Source organism: Spiroplasma turonicum, assembly GCF_001262715.1.
Classification (GTDB): Bacteria; Bacillota_I; Bacilli_A; order Mycoplasmatales; family Mycoplasmataceae; genus Spiroplasma_A; species Spiroplasma_A turonicum.
On sequence record NZ_CP012328.1, the window covers coordinates 295,655 to 319,416 of the forward strand.

Sequence of the window (23,762 nt, forward strand, 5' to 3'; positions counted from 1 at the left end):
TAATGGTTTTTTACCACAAGGAGAAGATTATGAAAAAACAAATACTTAACAATATTTTAGATAAAACAGGTGCTGACGCAATATTGCTTTACTCACCTCAAAATAGATTTTGATTTTCTAGATTTAATTCGAGTCTAGGTTATTTGTTATACACTAAAAAAGAAAGTTTATTATTTTTAGATGGAAGATACATAACTGCTGCAAGAGAATCAAAAGGTTTAATTAACATTGATAAAACTTTTGAATTTAAAAAAATTTATGATCAATTAAATTCAGAAATTGAAAAAAAAGAAATCAAAAAACTATTGTTTGAAAGTGACTGAATTTTTTATAATCAAGCAAATAATTTTATAAATAATTTAAATACAACAGTTGAAGGATACAATTTTGATTGTGTTCGAATGATAAAAGATCAATGAGAAATCGAACAAATACGAAAAGCATGTGATATTACCCATGAGGTATTTCTAGAAGTATTATCTTATGTTAAACCAGGTATGTCTGAAATTCAATTATCAAACTTTGTTACTAATGCTTTTTTAGAAAAAGGTGCACATAAATTAAGCTTTGATACAATTGTAGCTAGTGGTAAAAATGGTAGCAAACCACATGCAGTACCATCTGATAAAATAATTAACGAAAACGATTTTGTTACATTAGATATGGGATGTGTTTATAATGGTTATTGTTCTGATCAAACAAGAACCTTTGCTATGGGTTCAGACAATGATTCAACATTAAAAGAAATATATCAAGTTGTATATGAAGCTCAAGAACTTGGAATTACAAACATAAAACCTGGTGTAAAGACTAGTGATATACATAAAATATGTTATGAATATATTGATTCAAAAGGATTTGGTGAGTATTTTACTCATGGTACAGGTCATGGTTTAGGTATTGAAATACATGAAGAACCTTACAATTCTATAACTGGTGATAAATTCCTTGAAGAAGGTATGTGTGTTACTGTTGAACCAGGTATATATATTCCTGGAACTGGTGGAGTTAGAATTGAAGATGATATTTTAGTAACTAGTACAGGATATGATTATTTAACAACTCCATTAAGAAAGTTACAAATAGTTAAATAATAAGGTGGTAAATATTACAAATATAAAACATATTGCTCTAATACTTGATGGAAATGGAAGATGAGCAAAAAAATTTCATAGACCTAGAACATACGGTCATAGAGTTGGTATGCAGAACATTTGACCAACACTTTTAGCAATAAAGAAGCAGAACATTAAACATGCTTCTTTTTATTGTTTTTCTACAGAAAATTGAAATCGACCTAAAAGTGAAGTTGAGTTTTTAATTAAGTTTCCATTAAAATTATTTAATAAAAATAAACAAAATGATTATATAAAAAATAATATCAAAGTTATATGGATGGGATTAAGAAATAGAGTTCCTAAAGAAACAAGAGATGCTATTGAAGAAATTGAGTCAAAGACTAAAGATTGTAATGGTTTAATATTTAATATTTGTTTAGATTATGGCTCACATGAAGAAATAGAATCTTCGATTAGAAAAGTTTTTGACTATTATATTAAAAATAATATTGATTTAAATAAATTTAAAATTGAAGATTTATTTAAAAATCTTTATTCAAAAGACTCTCCACCTATCGATTTATTAATTAGAACAAGCGGAGAACAAAGATTAAGTAATTTCATGTTATTACAAGCTGCCTATGCAGAACTCTATTTTACTAAAAAACATTGACCAGAATTCAGGGAGAGCGATTTAAAGTCGGCAATAGAAGAATACAATAAAAGAGATAGAAGGTTTGGAGAAATTAAAAATGCAAAATAATGATACTAATACAACTGAAACAATCGATGAGGTTGGCTCAAATAGATTTAAGTCAAAAAGTGCAATTTCCAATTTTAAAAAAAGAATTATAACGTCGGTTATTTTGTTAGTTTTTTTAGTTTTATACATTTCTTTGGGTGTTATTTACACATTATTGCATAATTTAAATTATATTGAAGTAAGTGCTTATATATGTATTGCAATTACAATAATAATTTTAATTATTTCACAATATGAAATTAATAATGCAACAAAATTTAATAAGTGATATTTGCAAATTATAATTATAATTTTTTCAATATTAATATTTTTATACCCAGTAAATTTTAACCTATATAAGAATTTTTCATTTTACTCTTTTTTAAATCTTGGTAGTTGGTTAAGTTCCTGGCAACTTCCAGTTATAATTATTTTTTTCTTTTTATTTGTTATTATTTACACATTTTTTTATGATAGAAGTAATTTAAAAGGAGCTTTAATAAATCTAACAACATCTTTAGTTATAACTTTTGGTTTAAAAGCATTTATACTAATATCATTATCAACTATAGAATTCAATGGTAAAGTAATCGGTAGATATTCATTTAACACAATTGTATGAATTTGATTAATGATTATATTAAGCGACTCGTTTGCATATCTTGGTGGTATGAGATGAGGTAAAACAAAGTTAGCACCAAAAATAAGTCCAAAAAAAACTTGAGAAGGTGCTGTTATTGGATTCTCAGTTTCATTTGCATTTGGACTAATATACTCTTTATTATTTTATTTTTGTAATACTGATAATAAACCTTTATTTGAGTTAATGACATTTGTAGGTAATAAATCAAAAGCTTTAGAAATTACATTATATTGTTTATTTTCAATGGCATTTCCTATAATTGGTCTTTATGGTGATTTATTATTCTCTTGAATAAAAAGAACTTTTAACATAAAAGATTTTTCAAATTTATTACCAGGTCATGGTGGTTTACTTGATAGATTGGATTCAATACTATTTTCATTATTTGTGATGTTTATATTAATACTTGTAGGAAGTAATGCTAACTAATGAAAAAGATTGTTTTATTTGGAGCAAGTGGAAGTATTGGAACACAATCTTTAGAAATTTTAAAAGATTTAAAAGATAAATACGAGTTAGTAGGTATAGCAGTTGGAGAAAGAGTTGACCTTGTAAAATCTATAATTGAATCTTTTCCAACTATTAAAATAGTTTATTCAAAAATAAAAATTAATGATTTACAATCTATATATAAAGATGTAATTTTTACAAGTGAAGATATATTAGATGTTTTAAATATCACAAAAGCAAATATTGTTATTAATGCTTTAAGTGGCATTTTTGGTTTAAATATAACAATTGAATCTATTAAAAAAAATTTAATTATATTAAATGCTAATAAAGAATCAATTGTTGTAGCAGGTAACCTTATAAATAAATTATTATTAAAATATCCAAATGCAAAGTTGTACCCAATTGATTCAGAACATTGTGCGATATTTCAATGTTTGGAAAGCATAAATCCTAGTAAAATAATATTGACTGCATCTGGTGGTCCATTTAGAGATTATACGCTTGAAGAAACTAAAAAAGTAACTATTAAAGATGCTCTAAATCACCCAAATTGATCAATGGGTAACAAAATATCAATTGACAGTGCAACTATGTTTAATAAAGCATTAGAAATTATTGAAGCTTATCATTTATTTAAAACTGATAACATTGATGTTGTTATTCACAAAGAATCTTATGTTCATTCTATGGTTATGTTTGAAGATAATAGCATAAAAGCACAACTATCTATACCAGATATGAAGCAAGTAATTAATTATTTTCTTAATTATCCAAAAAGAGTTTCATATAAAAATAAAAAAGATTTTGATTGAATTAATGGTTTTGGTATGAGTTTTAAATTAATTGACACAAATAGGTTTTTACCAATAAAAATGGCATATGAATGTTTAAATAAGGGAAATTCCAAATCTATTTCGCTAAATGCTGCAAATGAAATATGTGTAGATCTTTTTCTTCAAGAAAAAATAAGGTTTAATGAAATAACAACTTTTGTCAAAAAAATTTTCGATAATACTATTGATGTTGAATTTGATACAATTGATGATATATATAATTTTGATAATGATATAAGAATAAAAACATTAAAATTAATAGGGGTTTAGTATGAGTGCAGGAATGATTGTATTAGGAGTTATAGTAGGTATATTTACATTATTAATTATTATAACAATTCATGAATTAGGACATTTTATTGTAGCAAAAATTTCAAAAGCTTATGTTTATGAGTTTTCAATTGGTTTTGGACCTAAACTTTTTTCTATTAAAACGAAAGAAACATGAGTAACTTTTAGAGCTATACCTTTAGGTGGATACTGTTCAATTGCATCAGACAAAGTTGATCCCCCAAAAGGTCGAGAGAAAGAAGTTATTCCAGATGAAAGAAAACTAGATTATATTGCAAGATGGAAAAAAATGTTCTTTATACTTGCAGGACCTTTTATAAATCTTATTTTTGCTTTACTTTTATTTACATTAATATTTGCAATTGTTCAACATAAAAAAAATGATATGACATATTTTGGTGCTACTTATGATCAAGATAAATATGCAGCAAAAGCAATATATGATAATGAAACAAATATAAATTATGTTGGACAAGAATTTGTATTATGGGGATTTAGATTAACTTCTAATGAAAGAAATGGTGATAATCCAATTTTTGATAATATTTGTGAAAATATAAACAATGATAGCTGTAGTGATGCTATTAATTATAAAGATAACGACAAAGCAACTTCATATTCTAAAACAGTCTATAATTTTATTGACAATTTAAAAAAAGTAGAAGATTCAGACACAAACGTAGAAATTTCATTTTCTTATAAAATTGTTGATAAATATACAGGAGTTGCTTTGCATTCTGATTTAAAAATAACTAAAAAAACCCATTACAAAAAAGGTGATACTGTAGGTATATCTCCACCAACTAGATTGTATAAAACTTCTTCTGAAGCATATGGAGCTGGTTGAGTAGAAACTTTTAACTCATCTGTTATGTTCTTAAAAGCAATTGGAAATATCTTTGTCGGTAATTTCAGTGGTTTAGCAGGACCGGTTGGAGTAGCCAAACAATCTGCACAAGTATTAAACTCTGCAGAGGATTATTTTTTATTTGCAGCATCAATTTCTGCAAACTTATTTATATTTAATTTATTATTCTTCCCACCATTAGATGGATATAGATTAATTGAAAATTTCTTTGAAATGATAACAAAAAAAGAATTATCATTAAAATATAAAATAATTGTAAATACAATTGGTTTTGTAGTATTTTTATTATTGATTATCGCTGTAACAATAAAAGATTTTATTGGATAGCTAGGGAGTGTGCATGACAAAAGAGATTTTTTTTAAAAAAATAAATGTTAATTTTACTGATGATGAACTAAAACATTTAAAAAGTTGTTCAATAGATAAAAAAATTAGCGTTAATACAACTGATAAAACTTTAAAAGTAACTTTTTGTATTGATGATTTTTTAGATGTTAAGTTCTTAAAAACTTTTGAAGATAAAATTGATTCATGCAAAAATTATAATATTAAGTTTTCATTTATAGTAAATAATAAAAAATATAATAAAGAAACTATTTGAAGTTACATATCTTATATTAAAGAAAATAAAGCCGAATATAAGAACGGTGCAATTAATTCTTTAGATTTTAAGTCTATTGAATTCATAGAAGAAGAATGTAAAGTTATTTTTATAGTTTCATGTTCTGTTGAAAAAGAATTAATATTAGAACATATTGATTATTATAAGAATAAACTTATAAAATATGGATTCAGCTCTCTTAATTTAGAAATTAAAGTTCTTGAAAATCATGTTGAAATTCTTGAAGAAATTAATAATGAATATGAAAGTATAGTTGTTAACAATGAAAATAAAAAAACTAATACAAATATAAAACCACAAGTTAAAACAAAATTTAAATCTAACAATTTAGTTTTAGATAAACCTGATTACAAAACTTTATTAGATTTAGAAGAGAACTCACAAAATATTACAATTCATGGACAAGTTATTTCAAAAGATGTTAGAAAAAGTAAGGCAAATAGAAACATATATAATATATCAATAACTGATAAGACATCTTCTATTAATTGTATATTTTTCCAAAAAAACGATGAGCCAACTTATTTTGATAATTTAAATGAATCAAATCAAAAGTATTTGGAAGACTATAAAGAAGAATTAATTAATGTTAATGACTGAGTATCATTTAATGGTAATTATAGTTACTCTCCATATGACAAATCTTATATTTTTTATATTAATAAATATAAAAAGATACCATCAAAGGAAATGATGAGGAAAGATGATGCTGATAAAAAAAGAGTTGAATTACATGTTCACACAAAAATGTCAGTTATGGATGGTGTTAGTAGCATTAAAGATTATTTAAGCGCTGCTAATAGTTTCGGTTGAAATGCGATTGCTGTTACCGACCACTTAAACGTTCAATCTTTTCCAGAGGCTTACAATGCTTTAAAGAGTATAAATAAAGGTAAAAATAATTCTTTGAAATTGATTTACGGAAGTGAGTTAAACTTATTAAATGAAGACTTTTGAATAGTTAAACATCCTAAAAATCAGGATCTTAGAAAAGCAAAGTTTGTTGTATTTGACTTGGAAACCACTGGATTATCTCCAGAGTATGATGAAATAATTGAGTTTGGAGCTAATGTTTATGATTATGATGATGGAACTTCAAAAAGACATGATATATTAATTAAACCAAGCAAACCAATAAGTAAATTTACAACTGAATTAACAAATATAACAAATGAAATGCTAAGTGACAAAAATAATATTGAAGTTGAATTTAAAAATATTTTAAACATTATAGAAGATGGAATTTTAATTGCTCACAATGCAAATTTTGATTTCAACTTTTTACAATCTTGAGCTAAAAAATTAGGTTATGATTCATTATCTAATACAGTGATTGATACATTAACCTTATCAAGAGTATTAAAACCTGAATTAAAAAACCATAGATTAGGTTCTGTAGCAAAGGCTTTTGGAATTATTTATGATGAAAAAAATGCTCATAGAGCTGACTATGATGCAGAAGTACTAACCAATGTATATGAACATATGTGAACTGTTGCTAAAAAAAATCAAAGTATTGATTTCGATATTGATTGAAATAAATTTATTCCTTTAGACAATTATAAAAATGAACACTATAAAAGAATTAAAGGTTATCACGTAAATGTTCTTGCAAAGAATCAAGAGGGTTTAAAAGACTTATATAAATTAATATCTTACTCACATGTTAAGAATTTTTTAAATAGTCCAAAAATTTTTAAATCAGTTTTATTAGAATACAAAAATAAAAATAATATTTTAGTTGGGTCTAGTTGCCAAAACAGTGAAGTTTTTGACTTAGCAAGAACTGGCACTGATGAAATGTTAGAAGAGTCAATAAAATTTTATGATTACATTGAAGTTCAACCAATTAATGTTTATAAAAAATTTTTATTAACAAATGATCTTGATATTGAAACTTTAAAAAAAATAATTATGAAAATAATAAATATTTCTAGAAAGAATAATATTAAAGTTATCGCATCCAGTGATGCTCATTATGTAAACCCAGAAGACAAAATTATAAGAGACATTTATATTAATACAAAAGGTTTAGGGGGTGTTTATCATCCATTATATGATTTCAAACAAAGAGTTACAAGTAACCCTGACCAACATTTGCGAACAACTGATGAAATGTTAAATGAATTTAATTGATTAGATAAAGATTTAGCTTATGAAATAGTTGTTACAAATTCTAATTTTATTGCTGACTTAGTTGAACCTGATATAAAACCACTAAAAGAAGGTCTGTATACTCCAAAAATTGATAATGCAGAAAAATTGCTAAAAGACGAATGCTTTAAAAATGCAAAGAAAATTTATGGAGAAAATTTGCCAAGTATTGTATTGAATAGATTAAATAAAGAATTAGATTCTATAACTAAACATGGATTTTCAGTTATATATTGAATAAGTCATTTATTAGTAAAAAAATCTAACGATGATGGATATTTAGTTGGTAGTAGAGGTTCCGTAGGAAGTTCATTGGTAGCAACTTTATCTAATATAACTGAAGTTAACCCATTAAGAGCTCATTATATATGTAAAAAATGTAAGTATTCTAACTTTGAAGTGGATCAAAAATATAAATGTGGATTTGATTTACCAAAAGAAGCTTGCCCAAATTGTGGTGAGTATTTAATTGGTGATGGTCATGATATTCCTTTTGAAACGTTTTTAGGTTTTGATGGTGATAAAATTCCTGATATTGATCTAAATTTTTCTGGAGAGTATCAAGGAACAGCTCATAATTTTATTAAAGATTTATTTGGCAAAGAGAATGTATTCAGAGCTGGAACAATATCAACTGTCGCAGAAAAAACTGCTTATGGATATGTTTTAGGTCATTTTGAAAAAAGTAATATTCCAACAGATACGGTTAGAAAAGCTGAAGTTAATAGATTGGCCTCATTAGCTACAGGAGTAAAACGAACAACGGGCCAACACCCTGGAGGAATAATTATTTTACCAAAAGAATTCGAAATAGAAGATTTTACACCTGTTAACTTTCCAGCTGATGATTATACAAGTGATTGATTAACAACTCATTTTGATTTTCATTCAATACATGATAATTTACTTAAAATGGATGTTTTAGGGCATGTTGATCCAACTGCATTAAGAATGTTAAAAGATTTAACTAATGTTGATCCAATAAACATTCCAGTAAATGATGAAAAAGTTTACACTTTATTTTCAAATTTAAGTGCTTTAAATATTTCTTCTTCAGACATAAATGGTGAAACAACAGGTGCTTTGGGACTTCCTGAATTTGGTACCCAATTTGTTAGAGGAATGTTAAAAGAAACTCAACCTAAAACCTTTGCTGATTTAGTACAAATATCAGGGCTTAGTCATGGAACTGATGTTTATCTAGGAAATGCTCAAACATTAATTCAAAATAATATTGCAGATATTTCTTCAGTTATTGGTTGTAGAGATGAAATAATGGTTTATTTAATGTCTATGGGTCTTGATGATTCCGTGTCTTTTAAAATAATGGAAGATGTAAGAAAAGGAAAAGGTTTAAATAAAGATTATATTGAAATTATGCGAAAGAACAATGTTCCAGAATGATATATTAATAGCTGTCAAAAAATAAAGTACATGTTCCCAAAAGCACATGCCACTGCTTATGTTTTAATGGCATATAGGGTTGCATATTATAAAATATATTTCCCAGAAGAATATTATGCAACTTGATTCTCAACAAGAGCTGATTTCTTTGACATTGAAACAGCACTCAGCGATAAAGAAACTGTATTAAGAAAAATAAATGAGATTAAAAGCAAACAAAATAATAAAGAACCCGTTAGTGCTAAAGAAGCAGGATTATTACCTGTATATGAAGTAATTTTAGAAATGTTTGCAAGAAAAATTAGTTTCAAAAATATTGATTTTAATATATCAGAAGCCACAACCTTTAAAATTAAAAGTATTGATGGTGTAAAATATATTTATCCTTCTTTTAATGTAATTGATTCTTTAGGTGAAACTGTTGCAAAATCAATAGTTAATGCAAGGAATGAAAAACAAATTATAACAATTGATGATCTTAAGAAAAGAACACAAGTTACTCAAACACAAATAGAAATTTTTAAGAAGTTAGATATATTAAGTTCTCTAAAAGATGATAACCAAATATCATTTGACTTTTAATAGAATAAGGAAATTAAAATGAGTTTTAAAAATATAATTTTAAATAGTAAAGATAGTATTAATGATATTTTAAGCGAGCTTGATCTATGTTTGTATGAAATAAATTTAACTAAGGAGTTTGACTCAGATGTTGTACAAATTTTAGTTATTAATAAAGACCCTAAAAATCGATTAATTGATTTTGATAATTTAGTTAAAGCTAATGAATTAATATCTGCATATTTTGATAAAGTAGATGACACTGATTTTAAATATTTATTAGAAGTATCAAGTGCTGGTGCTGAAAGACAAATAAAATCAGAAGAATTATTATTTGAGTCTTTAAATCTATATATGTATGTCAAATTATTTACTTCTAAGGATGGCATAAAAGAATTTAATGGTATTTTAATTGACAATAAAGATAAAATATATACATTTACCATTAATTTAAAAGGTAGAATAAAAAAAATAAAATTAAAATGAGATGAGATAGAATTTATTCGTTTTGCAATCAAATTTTAATTTTTTTTGTCGATTATTATTAATGGGTGAATTATGAATTTTATATTTCAAAAGCAAAATAATAATTATGATTGTGGAGTTGCAGTATCTTGTATGTTAATAAATTATTTTACAAATAATAATATCAGTTTAGAAGAACTTAAATTTAAAAATAATATCTCCAATGATATGCTAACTATTTATGAAATTGAAAATATTTTGTTAGAATATGGTATTGAATTTGTAACTTATAAATGTGATCCACAAGAGTTACTTAACATTAGTTACAACAAACCGCTCCTAATAAGTGTTTTAAATGAAAACAATCAAGAACATTTTATTTTATGTTTAAAAAAAGTAAAAAATAAATTCTTAATTGCTGACCCGGCAAAAAAAGATTTGGTTTGAATTACTGAAACTGAACTCATAAAAATATTTAGAGGCTATATTGGTTTATCTAAAAAAGTAAAAAATATTGTTTTTAAGTCTAAAAGTTTATTTAATTGGTTTATATATTTATCTAATGTAAAGTATTTAATAATTAACGTATTATTATTGTCAATTTTTCTAAACTTGTTGATATTACTGAACAGTAATTTTTTAAAAATATATATAAACGAAATAAATATAAAGGATAGTAATTATAAAAATAAATTTTTCATGATATTTATATTCATTAGTATATTGGAAATAATTTTACTTTACTTTATTAAATTTGTTACAAATAAGATAAAACTATTAGTTATAGAAAGTATTTTTAGAGATTATTTAATTAGATTTAAAACAATATCAATAGAAAATTTCAAATCTTTAAAAAGAGAAGAGTGATTAAAAAAATCTAGTTATATAAATGATATAGCAGACTTAATAGTATCACTCTCTATTTCCTTACCAATTGAGACACTATTATTTGTCTTGACATTAATTATATTGGTTCAAATTTCACCTGTTATTTTATTTATGATGATTTTAGAAAACTTTATAGTTATTTTAATTTCGTTTTTTTATAATGCTATTTTAAAAAGAAACTATATAAACTTAGAAGAAAAGTCATTAAAACTTTCAAAAAAAATGTTAGAGTTCTTTGAATCATATGAAGAAATAAAATATAAAAACTTAGAGTACAAATTTAACAGTGATATTATTATAGAATCAACTAACTTTTACAAAAGTACAAAAGTTGTATCAGATACTAAAACTAAAATTAATTTATTAAATAATTTATTAAGTAATTTTTTTTACTTTGTTATTTTTTATACTAGCTTTACATTGATTGTTAATGGTAGTTTCACTGTACCAGAGCTTTTATTTTATACCTCAATAAGTATTTATATAAATTCATTTTTTTCTACTATAACCTCTTTTATATCAAATATTCAATGTTATAAAATTGCAAATAACGGATTACTTTTTTTATTTGAAGAAAAACTACAAATTAAAGCTAATAACAAAGTTGACAAAATAGAATACATTGAAGTCAAAACAATTAACAAGTATATAAGTAATAAAAAATGTATAACTAACTTTAACTATAAATTTACTGGTAACACATTGTTATATGGTAGAAGTGGAGTTGGAAAGACTAGTATTTTGAAACTTTTAACAGGACATTTAGAGAATTATGATGGAGATATTTTAATTAACCAAACTAACATAAAAGATTTAGATTTAAAAAATTATCAAAACAGAGTTATTTATTTAGGTCAGTATGATTTTTTATTTAACGGTACTGTTTGAGCAAACATTCAACAATTTAAAAATAATATTGATATAAATGTTTTTAAAGCATTTAATTTTTATGAGATTTTAGAAAATAATTCTATAGATGTTTCAAAAGAAATTTATGAAAATGGAACAAATTTAAGTAAAGGTCAAAGGCAAATAATTAATTTTATAAGTTTATTTTTCACTGATAAAGAAATATATTTAATTGATGAACCTTTAAGTAATGTTGAAAAAGATACAGCATATTATTTATTTAAGTGTTTTTATGAATATAAATCCAACGCTTTAATTATTATGTGTGATCATGACCCAATATATAAAAACTTTTTCCCCAATAGAGTAGAGGTTACAAATTAGATGAATAAAATTATATTATTTTTTAACTTATTATTATCATTATTATTTATTACATCTGTCTTCATCAAGATAGAAGTAATAAATGAAGCCGTAATTTATGTAGATAAGCATTTTGATAATCAAAGTGAAATTATAGATGATTACTTTATTGTTGGAAAAAAATTCATTGATATTGCCACATTAACAAAAGTCAAAGTTTATAATGACAAATATGAAAAAGAGATAAATATAAAAGGTTTAACTTATTTTGAAAAACTTATAAAAATAAATGATAAGGATGCTTTAAAAAACATAACCGATGGAGATGCTGTATATCTTTATTCTAAAACAAAAACTTTATTAGCATATTTATTAAATAATTAATTTGTTATAATCATTTTGGTGAAAATATGAAAGATAATATAGATTTTATATATGAGATAAAAATAAATAATAATTTAAAAATTCAAAAGTATTTTTACAAAATATTAAAGTTAGTTAAAAGTAAATTATCTGTATCAAACAAGCTATCATTATCTGTAAACTTTATTTCAGATGATAAATCTATTTATTTAAATAAAACTTATAGAAATAAAGATTACATAGGAGATGTTCTTTCTTTTCCAATTGATGATGAATATAACATATATTCTCAATTGAAATTTAGAGAAATAGGTGATATTTTTATTGCACCTGATGAAGCTTATAGAAAAACTTTAAAAAATAAAAATGATGTTTTCACAGAATTTTGTTGATTATTTCTACATGGTTTACTACACATATTGGGTTTAGACCATGAGATAGATGAAGAAGCTAAAGAAATGTTTGAATTAACTGATAATATATTAAATAAAATTAATTTAAAATATAAATATATTTAATTAATTATATAATAAGAAAAAGGAATATTATGGCAAGAAAAAAGTTTTCAAAAAAAGCTAAGGTAAGTACACGTCTTAAGAATAAATTTTCAAATGCAGCAAGAGGTGTTTATATTGCTTTCAAGGAAGAATCAACTCTTATAGTTTATTTAATAGCCATTGCAATTGCAATTGGATTAGGTATATGGATAAAACTTGATTTTGTAAGTTGATCAATAATTATACTTACTATAGGTGTTTTACTTGGTTTTGAATTTTTGAACACATCTATTGAAAACTTTGTCGATTTATTAAGTTTCGAATACAATATTAAAGCTAAAAAAATTAAGGACATATGTGCTGCTGCAAGTATTATTAATGCAATATTGTCCATAATAATTGGTTTTTTAATATACTTGCCACCCTTAATAGAAAGAATCAGCGAAATGATAGGTGTTTAGTAAATGAAACAATATGAAGAATTATTAGCTCATCTTAATAGTCTTAAAAAGTTTTGTTATGTACCTTATTCTAAATTCAAGGTTGTATGCTCAATATATCTCAAAAATGGAAAAATTATTAATGGAGTAAATATTGAAAATGCAGCTTACAATCCTACAATTTGTGCAGAAAGAGCTGCAATATCTCAACTTATTACAAACGGTTTTAAAGATGAAGAAATAAAATATATTGCACTCTTTTCTGAATCAAATATTCCAATTTATCCATGTGGAACATGTAGGCAAACGTTATCAGAATTTATAGATTTTAATACTAACTTTTTAATATTCAATTCAAATGGTTTTATTGAAAAACGTGTCTTTGCAGAATTCTTACCTTATTCTTTTAATAAAACCTATATAAAATAATCGAGGAGTATATATGTATTATACAAAAGAAAGTTTTTGAGTTAAGTCTGGAACAGACTTTATATGATTTTTATCTAATTATAAAAATGTAAATATTTCTATAGATGAATTAGAAGATTTTATTACTAATCGAGAACATTTGAATAATAATTCAAATATATTCTCAGAAAATTTAATAAACTTGGTTAAAACTTGAGATTATATTAGGCTTGTAGTACTGAAATACAAGTCTTTTGATATAAACGAAGTTAAGTTTAAAGAAATTATAAATTTAGATGTTTTAATTTCAATTTATAAAATGCTTGACCCATCTGAAAAATATATACATTTATTTGAAGATATTAATAACTCAAAGTTTTTAAAAGAAATTTTTAAAATAATTGAGCTTTTAGATGAAACAAATGATATCGAAGAATTATTACAATGTTTTTGTTATACATTTTTCGAGTTAGTTGTGTATAACTATTTAGGAGAAACGACAATGTTTTTGTATTGTTATTTAATGCAAATTATATTTATATGTAAAGACTTTGGACCAGTTATGTTTAGCGATATTGATGATATGCATAAAGTTATAGAATTAAGTAAAAAAGCAAAAGTTTTTATGCAAACTAATGATAAATCAAAGTGAAAAGATTGTGAAGAATTAAAAGAAATTGAAGCAATATGGTATGACAAAATTGAGTTTTTTAATTTAATTAAAAACAATTATTAGTGTATTATTAAATTTATATGAGTAAGGAATTTTATTATGTTGTTTAAAAATAATAATTTTTGAGTTAGGGCAGGAATTGATCATACACTCACTGTGATAAAATTTATGGATTACAATTTTGATGACAAACAATTTATTGAAAATGCGTTTAAAGAAATAATAATAAAAAATAATAAAAACTTTCAAATTGAAGATAAAAAAATCAAATCATATATATATTCATGAGTCGAAGTTAGAAATATTGTTATTTTATGAACAGAAGCATATAACAATGATAGTAATTGTAAATTTAAAATAAGTGATTTAGAAAATCTTTATATGATAATTGATAATAATTATACTTATTGAAAGTTTTTTCAAGAGAATAGTGATGAATTAGAAGATTTAGAAGAAAGATTAAATAATGTTTTTAATGAAATAATAAAGGCAAAAACATTAAAAAAAGCATTAAATGCAATATTAATATTTTGCCATAAAAATTATTTAGATGGTATTTTAGGAAGATTTACAAGCTTTTTTAATTGAATGTTATTGCAAGCATTATTAATATTCAAGAACTATTCGCCAATTATTGCAAAAGTTGATAAAAATACTCAAATACTATGATTTTACCCTTTAGTAAATATGTTATACAATGACATAAGTTCAATGCCAATGTCTAAATGAAATAAATCATATTATTTTAAAAAAACATTCGATTTTTGTTATGAAAACTCTGTTAAATACAACGCATTAATTAAAAAAATAAGCTAACTTATTATGATTTTTATTTAGTTTTTTTATATAATCTTTAATAATAGGAGTTAATATGGTAAGCTTACAAACAATTGTTATAGATTCGTTATCAGCTTTGGGATTATTTTTTATTGTATTTACACCATTATATTTTTGCATTGTTCAAGGAAGGGTATTAAATGGTAGATTACATACAAAATTAGATGGTGAAAAATTATTTGAAAAGTTAAAAACTGACTTAAGATTATCTAAAGTTACAGGTATAAATAAAAAAAGATTGTACAAAGATTTAGATTACGCATCAACAATTTTTAGGGGTGCTATGGAATATAATTCACGAGAAGTTGTCTGATTTTTTAATGAATATTACGCTAAACAATATATAAAGAAGAATATATTATCTAAAGCCTGATTACACTTCCTTATATGAGCAATTTTTATAGGTGTTGTGTTAGGAGGGGTGTACTTAGATGGTTTATGATGATTATTTAATGTAAAAGAATTAAACTCAAGTAGTGGTAAAGTTTCTACATTTATATTATTTTTTCTAACCACATTAATAAGTGCACTAATAAAATATTTTGAATATTATAAAGTGAAAAAAGTTGTTAATGATGATGTAAGACAAATAAACTTAGTGAAAAAAGAAAAGGTTTGAAAAGACTACAAAATTATCTATTTTATTTCAATAGGTACATTATCATTAGGATATTTATTCATATTTATAAATATGATATTTAAGTAAGAGGGTAAAATGAAAAAAACAAACTGATTAATTAATAGCAGATTAGGTAATGCATATACAGTTAGATTTTTAAAATCAAAACATGTTAATATGGTATCTGAAACTGATTATATCGCTCGACTTAAATGTGTTTGCAAAGCAACTTTCTCGATACCAATACAGTTTTTATGATTCTTATTTTTTGTATATGCTTCTTACATTGCTAAAAAACAATTAAATGTTTCTATCACAGAAAACAGCAGTGATTCATGACTTTATGAAGATCAATTGAACTTATTAAATTTATTAGCAGCAATTCAAATTTATCACTTAGTTTTGTTATCGTCTGTTATTATAGTTATGTTAAACTTAACCATTGGAAAGTCGACTACTATTTTTACAACCATTTTTAATGCTTTATATATATTAGAATTATTGTTTTATGCTAGTTTAATTTTTATTTTTGATTGAGCTGGATTAATTCATAAATTTGGTAGTTTTGCTGATTTCTTAACCACATTTAGTACGCAGTGAATTTGAATTTTGGCAATTTTGATTGGTATATTTTCTTTTGCTCCTCTTAAATCAATTTTCACTGATATAAATATGTGAAATAGAGAATGAATAAGAATAGATAGATATAGAAAAACTGAAGATAGAGAAAATGCATTTATATTTAAGACTTGAGTAAGCCCTGGTGAAATTAAAGCAAGAATATTGATGATTTTGACAGGTTGGTTTTGTATATTAACTGCTAGTATATTTCAAATATTTGATTCGTTTATAACAACAGATTTTCTTGTAATGAAGTATTTAATTTTAGTATTTGGATATTTTGTATTTATTTCATCATATGTAATTCCTTACAACATTTATAGTGTAATTTTTTATTGATTTAACTTTATACTTTTATTTGGTTTATTTACTTATGGTTTATATATAATTGAAAATGTAGCATGGCAAGATGGCCAACATTATAAGTATTTATATTTAATTTTATTTATACCTTTTATAACAAGTTTAAGATCAGCAATTTATTATACTTGATCAATAAAAGGCGGGAGTGAAATTAAAGCAGTTACAATGAATTTATTTGAAAATGAAGAAGATTTTGAAAACTTTTTAGAAGACCAAAAAATAAAAGAAAGTGAAGACACAATATAAAGGAGAAAATAATTTGTCAAATTTAAGATCAGGGTTTGTTAGTATAATAGGAAGACCAAATGTCGGTAAATCTACATTATTAAATACCATATTAGGACAAAAAATTTCTATAGTTACAAATAAAGCACAAACAACAAGAAATAGAATAAATGGGATTTTAACAAATGATGAATACCAAATGGTTTTTTTAGATACACCAGGAGTACATACACCAAAACATGAGCTAGGAAAGTTTATGAATAAAGTAGCATTATCTTCAGTTAAAGGAGTTGATGTTGTAATTTTTATGGCTCCTTCTAATGAAAAAATTGGAGATAATGATAAATTTGTTTTAAAAAATCTTGCAAAAGTTGAAGCGCCAGTTTTTTTAATTATTTCAAAAATTGATTTGGTTACCAAAATAGAATTAGAAAATAAAATAAGAGAGTGAAAAGAAATAGGTTTTAATTTTAAGGAAATTATTTGTATATCAAGCTTAGTTATTGAATCTGTTAATAATTTATTACTAAAGATCAAAAACTTTTTACCAAATACAGGAATAAAATACTATCCTGATAATGATGTTACAGATCAACCTGAGAGGTTTTTGGTAAGAGAACTTATTAGAGAAGAATTATTATTACAAACCGATCAGGAGGTTCCATATTCAATAGCTATTTTGGTAGATAAAATTGAAGATAAACCAAATATTTTAAAAATATTAGCGACCATTTATTGTGAAAGAAAGTCACAAAAACCAATTATTATTGGTAATAAGGGTATTATGATTAAAAATATTGGAATAGAATCAAGAAAAAAACTAGAAATCTTGTTCAATAAACAAGTTTATTTAGAATTATTTGTTAAAGTTAAAGAAGGTTGAAGAAGTTCGCCTTCATTAATAAAACAACTTGGTTATGATAAGGATACTTATTAAAATTAATTAATATGAAAAGCACAAAGGGTATTGTTATTGATTTAGTGGACTTTGAAGATTATGCAAAGGTAGTAACTATTTTTTCGGAAGAATTTGGAAAACTAGCTTTTTATGCACCTGGTGTTAATAAATCTAACTCTAAAAATAAGTATTCTGTTCAATTATTTAATATTAGTGAGTTTGAAATTTTCAAGTCACGTACAATTGACAAGCTAAGTAAGTTAAAGACGGGAATATTGATTCATGATTTATTAAATATAGCAACTAGTTACACAACTTATATATTTGCAACTATTATTATTAAAGTTTTAAGTCAAATAAATGAAATATCTAATAAAAATAAAGATATTTATAATATTGCAGAAAATATTTTATTAAATATGAAAAACTCAAATAATGTTTTTTTAAATTACATAATATTTTTATTTAAGGTATTAAAATTAACCCCTTATAAATTTAATTTAAAACATTGTGAAAGATGTGGAAATTCAGATAAAATTGTTAGATTTGATTACGTAAAAAATACAATTATATGTAAAAGGTGTATAACAAGAAATGAAACTATTCAACCATACTCTTTTCTTGAAACTTTAAGAATTATTAATGAATTCAAATTAGAGGAAATTTTAAAACATAGATTTAATAATAATGATCTATTGATAACACATAGTATTTTGATAGAATTTTATGAAAATATATTGGGTTTCAATTTAGGTCCTATATATTTATTAAAAAATTTTGCACCCTTAACATATACAAAAGAAGTTGCAGACTTGTATAAGTAATAACACTTAAAAAGTGTTGACAACTATTAAAATAAACTGTTTAATTATTTATGAACTTAGTATAATGCAAACATAGTTTGCATTTTTTTGTGTAGGAGATAATAATGAAAATAGCTTTTGATAAAATTATAAACCATTTAAAAACTCAAGGATTTGTTTTTCAGGGTTCAGAAATTTATGGAGGTTTAGCAAATTCCTGAGATTATGGTCCATTAGGTTCTGAATTAAAAAATAAGTTAAAATCATGCTGATGAAATTATTTTGTTAAAAGAAATAAATTAAATGTTGGTATAGATACTTCAATTATTTTAAACCCAAAAGTATGAATCGCTTCAGGACATTTAGGAAATTTCAATGATCCTTTAATTGATTGCAAAAGTTGTAAGTCAAGATTTAGAGCAGATAAACTTGTAGAAGAATTATATGTTGATATTAATGCTGGAAATTTAAATTATGATGAATTGGAAAGTTTTATAAAAGAAAATAAAATAAGCTGTCCTAAATGTAAAAGTTTCGATTTTACAAATATAAGACAATTTGATTTAATGTTTAAAACTTTTCAAGGGCCGATTGAAGACGATTCAGCAAAGGTCTACTTACGACCAGAGACAGCCCAAGGTATATTTGTTCAATATAAGAATACTCAAAGAGCGTTAAGAAAGAAATTACCTTTTGGAATTGGACAAATAGGTAAATCTTTTAGAAACGAAATAACCCCAGGTAACTTTATTTTTAGAACAAGAGAGTTTGAACAAATGGAGCTAGAATTCTTTTTTTCTCCAAATGATACCAATAATTGATTCGATTATTGATTAAAAAAAGTTCAAGATTTTATTCTAAACGAATTAAATATTAAAAAAGATAATTTTATTGTAAGAGAACATGATAAAGAAGAACTATCACATTACTCAAATAAAACAGTTGATATAGAGTATGAATTTCCATTTGGAAGAGGTGAACTTTGAGGAATAGCACATAGGTCTGACTATGATTTATCTCAACACCAAAAGTTTAGTGGTGAAGATTTGTCTTATCTTGATCAAGAAAGCGGTATTAAATTTATTCCACATGTAATCGAACCTAGTGTTGGAGTTGAGCGTTTATTGTTAGCATTATTATGTGACTCTTATTGTGAGGAAAAACTTCCCAATGGAGAATCAAGAATAATACTAAAGTTGCCTAAAAAACTTGCACCATATCAAATAGCAGTCCTTCCTTTACAAAAACAACAGTCTGAATTATCAGTAAAATTATATGAGAAATTATTATTAAATTTTGATGCAACTTATGATGAGTCAGGTAATATAGGTAAAAGATATAGACGTCAAGATGCAATAGGTACACCTTATTGTTTAACAGTTGATTTTGAAACTGAAAAAGATAATTGTGTAACAGTTAGAGATCGTGATTCAATGGAGCAAAAACGTGTTAATATTAATGATTTATCAAATTATTTAACAAATAACTAAAGGGGATTATTTTGACAATTAAACAAGAACAAATAGATATGGTCTTAAAAGCATCTAATATAGTTGATGATATTTCAGATTATATTGATTTACAAAAAAGGGGTAGAAATTATGTTGCTGTTTGTCCATTTCATGATGATTCTGATCCATCACTAAATGTTTCTCCAGATAAAAATATATTTAAATGTTTCGTTTGTGGTTCTGGTGGTAATGTTATAACATTCATACAAGATTTTAATAATTTAAGTTTTTTTCAAGCATTATTAATTTTATCTAAAAAGTATAAAATAAAAATCGATGGTTTAAAAGATTTTGAACCTAAGAAGAAATTTAATAGTGTAGAAGAAAAACTATTCCAGATTAATTTAAAGTTAGCAAATTTATTTAATGGTTTATTAGTTTCAAATTATGCAAAAGAAGCTCAAAGTTACCTAGAAAAAAGAAAAATAACTAGCTCAGAAATTACAAAATTTAAAATAGGTTTTTGCCCAAAAGAAGTAAACATATATGAGTTTTTATTAAATGAGGGATTTGATGAACAAATAATTAAAAAATCTGATGTAATTTTTCAAATAGGTGTTAAGAATATTTCATTTTTTGAAAATAGAATTGTATTTCCTATATTTGATGAAAATGACAATGTTATTGGTTTTTCAGGGAGATCAATAAATGATATTGATAAGCCAAAATACAAAAATAGTAAAGAAAATGAAGTTTTTAAGAAATCTAACTTAGCTTATAATTTTAATAACGCTAAAAAAGGTATTAAGGTTAAAAATGAAGTCATCATTTTGGAAGGTTTTATGGATGTTATAAGTCTTGAAAGAATTGGCATTAATAATAGTATTGCAATTATGGGTACAGCACTTTCAGATTATCATATAAAACTTATATCATCAACTACAAATAATTTTAAATTGTTTTTAGATAATGACAATGCAGGTATTAATGCAGCATATAAAATATCACAAAAATTACTTTCTAAGAAAATAAATTTATCTATAGTTAATAATGAATCTCTAAAAGATCCTGATGAATTAGTAAGAGATAATAAAATTAATTATATTGATAAGATTATAAAAAATGCTAAACATCCTATTGATTATTTTATTGATATTTACAAAAAAGATTTAAATATATCAGACTCAATTAGTTTAAGAGATTACGTTAATAAAATTTTAGAAGTTCTAAAATATGAAAATAACTCTTTAATAATTGAAAATGCATTATTAAAACTTTCTGATGTAACAAAAATCGCTAAGGATGTATTGTTTAAAGAATTATTTGAAAATAAAAATAATAATAATAATATAGTTCAGAATAATTCATATAATACTGCAATATCAAATAATATAGATGATAATAATGCTGATTATTTTATAAATTTAGAAGAAACATTTAATAATAATGACTTAACAATCGATAAAGATATAAGTAAAATTACTGGTTATGAGAATAATTTAAAATATTTAGAAATATCTAAAAATCATGCTGAAAATAAAATTATTTGAGATTTATTATGTAGTGATGAATACCTTAATGAAATTGAAAATAACATAAATAAGCTTCATGAACCAGAAACAAAAATTATTATTGAGTATATTATAAACAATTATAAAAATAAAAATTACTTAGGTAATGATTGAGAAGAAATAGCAAAAAAAATTAAAACAAAAGGTAAAAAGTATTGAGAAAAAATCTATGAAATCCATAATCAATGTTTTACTTTAATGAAAAGTTCATTAACCTTAAAAGGTATTAATGATTGTTTTGATGTTATTGAACTTTACAAAATTCAACTAGAAATCGATGAATATTCAAAAACACTTGAAACATCTAAAAACTTAGATTTACAAAAAAGTTGTTTAAATATAATAGAAAATTTAAGAGAAAGACGTAATATTATTTATCAAAAAAGGAGAAAATAAAATGGGATTAAATAATAAAAAATACAGCAGTTTCCAAGAATTCAAAGACTCATTATATAATTATTTAGATAAAAATGATAATGAAATAGCACAAGAAGAAATTCAAGAAATATTAAGCAAAAGTTTTGAAGATATTGATGAAGAAGAAATTGCGCAATTATTTCAAGAATTAGCAGAAAAAGAAGTTGTCTTCACTGATGAAATAGTTGATGAAGATGAATTAGAAGATGCAATTGATGTAAATAGTTCTGAGAATTTAAATGATTTAGAAGATGGTTTTAAATTTAGAGATACAGAGAGAAAAAATTTAAAACAAGCAAATTTAAATAATGGTCCAGTTAAATATAGAGTTGGTGGGATAAGTAACGAAACAAAAATTCAAGACATAATTAAATCTTATTTTAACCAAATAGGTTCTTCAAAAATATTAAGCAAAGATGAAGAGGTGGAATTTGCAAAAATGTTAGAATCAGAAGATCCTGATGAAGTAAAAGAAGGAAGGGATAAGCTTATAACATCAAATTTAAAACTTGTTATCTCAGTTGCTAGAAAACACCTTAATAGAGGATTAGATTTTGCTGACTTAATAGAAGAGGGAAACATAGGCCTAATGAAAGCAGTTGATAAATTTGATTATAAAAAAGGTTTTAAATTTTCTACTTATGCAACTTGATGAATTAGACAAGCAATAACTAGAGCGATTGCAGATCAAGCCAGAACTATACGTATTCCAGTTCATATGGTTGAAACAATTAATAAATTAACAAGAATTGAAAGACAATTAACTCAAGAATTAGGAAGAGAACCAACACCAAAAGAAATTGCAAAAGTATTTGGTAAAGGCATAACTTCTCAAAAAGTTATTGAAATTAAAAAACTATCTATTGAACCAATTAGTCTAGAGAAACCATTTGGTGATGAAGATGATACTCATTTTGGGGATTTTGTTGAAGATAAAGATATTTCATCCCCAGATGAATATGCAGAAAAAGAAGCCTTGCGTGAAGTTATGGATGATGTTTTTGCAGAAATATTAGCTCCAAGAGAAGAAAAAGTTGTTAGAATGAGATTTGGTATTTTACCAACTAAGTTGAGAACATTAATTAGACTTGCAAAAGAATGTGAAGATGAAACATATGATGAATTAATAAATGAAATAAATAATTTGGATATTCATTATGATACTCCAATAGAAAAAATTCAAAAATTTAGAAACTCTTTAATACAATTTCATTTATCAAAATATGACTCACCAAAAACTTTAGAAGAAGTTGGCAAAGAATTAAAAGTAACTCGTGAAAGAATTAGACAAATTGAAGCTAAAACAATAAGAAAATTTAGACCAACAGCTTCTAATCAAAAAGCAAAAGTTCTTAAAGATTTTTTTAAAGGATAATAGAATA

The 23,762-nt window shown here is 24.1% G+C and carries 21 protein-coding genes; all 21 read left to right on the top strand.

All coding sequences use genetic code 4. The annotated features are described in order from the left end of the window. Positions 1-29 precede the first annotated feature (29 nt). The 21 genes from STURON_RS01465 (at position 30) to STURON_RS01565 (ending at position 23,755) form a co-directional block, all read left to right on the top strand. A complete protein-coding gene (locus STURON_RS01465; protein ID WP_144416175.1) occupies positions 30-1,094 on the top strand; it encodes an aminopeptidase P family protein in 1,065 nt (354 codons plus the stop codon). 4 nt (positions 1,095-1,098) lie between these two features. Beyond that, positions 1,099-1,821, top strand: a complete 723-nt coding sequence (gene uppS, locus STURON_RS01470; protein WP_082236162.1) for a polyprenyl diphosphate synthase — start codon at positions 1,099-1,101, stop codon at positions 1,819-1,821. Next, the gene (locus tag STURON_RS01475) at positions 1,811-2,872 is read left to right on the top strand and encodes a phosphatidate cytidylyltransferase (RefSeq protein ID WP_075048110.1); all 1,062 of its coding nucleotides are present in this window, start codon (positions 1,811-1,813) and stop codon (positions 2,870-2,872) included. Before uppS ends, STURON_RS01475 begins: the two co-directional genes overlap by 11 nt. Next, positions 2,872-3,999 carry a 1-deoxy-D-xylulose-5-phosphate reductoisomerase gene (dxr, locus tag STURON_RS01480; protein ID WP_075048111.1) on the top strand — a complete coding sequence of 376 codons (1,128 nt, stop codon included), beginning with the start codon at positions 2,872-2,874 and terminating at the stop codon, positions 3,997-3,999. The genes STURON_RS01475 and dxr overlap by 1 nt, the downstream gene beginning before the upstream one ends. A 1-nt stretch (position 4,000) precedes the next feature. Continuing rightward, on the top strand, positions 4,001-5,215 hold the full coding sequence (locus STURON_RS01485; protein ID WP_075048112.1) for a M50 family metallopeptidase: 1,215 nt from the start codon (positions 4,001-4,003) through the stop codon (positions 5,213-5,215). A 13-nt stretch (positions 5,216-5,228) separates the two neighbouring features. Beyond that, positions 5,229-9,650 carry a PolC-type DNA polymerase III gene (locus STURON_RS01490; RefSeq protein ID WP_075048113.1) on the top strand — a complete coding sequence of 1,474 codons (4,422 nt, stop codon included), beginning with the start codon at positions 5,229-5,231 and terminating at the stop codon, positions 9,648-9,650. A gap of 18 nt (positions 9,651-9,668) precedes the next feature. Then, a complete protein-coding gene (locus STURON_RS01495; RefSeq protein ID WP_075048114.1) occupies positions 9,669-10,154 on the top strand; it encodes an LSm family protein in 486 nt (161 codons plus the stop codon). A gap of 33 nt (positions 10,155-10,187) precedes the next feature. Next, the gene (locus STURON_RS01500; RefSeq protein WP_075048115.1) at positions 10,188-12,215 is read left to right on the top strand and encodes an ATP-binding cassette domain-containing protein; all 2,028 of its coding nucleotides are present in this window, start codon (positions 10,188-10,190) and stop codon (positions 12,213-12,215) included. After that, a complete protein-coding gene (locus STURON_RS01505; protein WP_075048116.1) occupies positions 12,216-12,578 on the top strand; it encodes a hypothetical protein in 363 nt (120 codons plus the stop codon). Between the two features lie 26 nt (positions 12,579-12,604). Then, complete coding sequence (ybeY, locus tag STURON_RS01510; RefSeq protein WP_082236163.1) at positions 12,605-13,075, top strand: rRNA maturation RNase YbeY; 471 nt, start codon at positions 12,605-12,607, stop codon at positions 13,073-13,075. Positions 13,076-13,104: 29 nt separating this feature from the next. Next, the gene (locus STURON_RS01515) at positions 13,105-13,515 is read left to right on the top strand and encodes a diacylglycerol kinase (protein ID WP_075048117.1); all 411 of its coding nucleotides are present in this window, start codon (positions 13,105-13,107) and stop codon (positions 13,513-13,515) included. A gap of 3 nt (positions 13,516-13,518) precedes the next feature. Then, positions 13,519-13,923: a cytidine deaminase gene (gene cdd, locus STURON_RS01520; protein WP_075048118.1), complete on the top strand. Its 405-nt coding sequence runs from the start codon at positions 13,519-13,521 to the stop codon at positions 13,921-13,923. Positions 13,924-13,936: 13 nt separating this feature from the next. After that, entirely contained in the window at positions 13,937-14,638 is a 702-nt protein-coding gene (locus STURON_RS01525; protein ID WP_075048119.1) for a hypothetical protein, read from the top strand. Between the two features lie 93 nt (positions 14,639-14,731). Next, the gene (locus STURON_RS01530; protein ID WP_158500506.1) at positions 14,732-15,391 is read left to right on the top strand and encodes a hypothetical protein; all 660 of its coding nucleotides are present in this window, start codon (positions 14,732-14,734) and stop codon (positions 15,389-15,391) included. 55 nt (positions 15,392-15,446) lie between these two features. After that, on the top strand, positions 15,447-16,118 hold the full coding sequence (locus STURON_RS01535) for a hypothetical protein (protein ID WP_075048121.1): 672 nt from the start codon (positions 15,447-15,449) through the stop codon (positions 16,116-16,118). A 9-nt stretch (positions 16,119-16,127) separates the two neighbouring features. Then, a complete protein-coding gene (locus STURON_RS01540) occupies positions 16,128-17,261 on the top strand; it encodes a hypothetical protein (protein ID WP_075048122.1) in 1,134 nt (377 codons plus the stop codon). Positions 17,262-17,274: 13 nt separating this feature from the next. Further along, positions 17,275-18,177, top strand: a complete 903-nt coding sequence (gene era, locus STURON_RS01545) for a GTPase Era (RefSeq protein ID WP_075048123.1) — start codon at positions 17,275-17,277, stop codon at positions 18,175-18,177. Between the two features lie 11 nt (positions 18,178-18,188). After that, complete coding sequence (gene recO, locus STURON_RS01550; RefSeq protein ID WP_075048124.1) at positions 18,189-18,962, top strand: DNA repair protein RecO; 774 nt, start codon at positions 18,189-18,191, stop codon at positions 18,960-18,962. A 104-nt stretch (positions 18,963-19,066) separates the two neighbouring features. Then, complete coding sequence (locus tag STURON_RS01555; RefSeq protein WP_075048125.1) at positions 19,067-20,431, top strand: glycine--tRNA ligase; 1,365 nt, start codon at positions 19,067-19,069, stop codon at positions 20,429-20,431. A gap of 11 nt (positions 20,432-20,442) precedes the next feature. Then, a complete protein-coding gene (dnaG, locus tag STURON_RS01560) occupies positions 20,443-22,359 on the top strand; it encodes a DNA primase (RefSeq protein ID WP_075048126.1) in 1,917 nt (638 codons plus the stop codon). Continuing rightward, positions 22,340-23,755, top strand: a complete 1,416-nt coding sequence (locus STURON_RS01565; protein ID WP_418064586.1) for a sigma-70 family RNA polymerase sigma factor — start codon at positions 22,340-22,342, stop codon at positions 23,753-23,755. The genes dnaG and STURON_RS01565 overlap by 20 nt, the downstream gene beginning before the upstream one ends. The last annotated feature ends 7 nt before the right edge of the window (positions 23,756-23,762 follow it).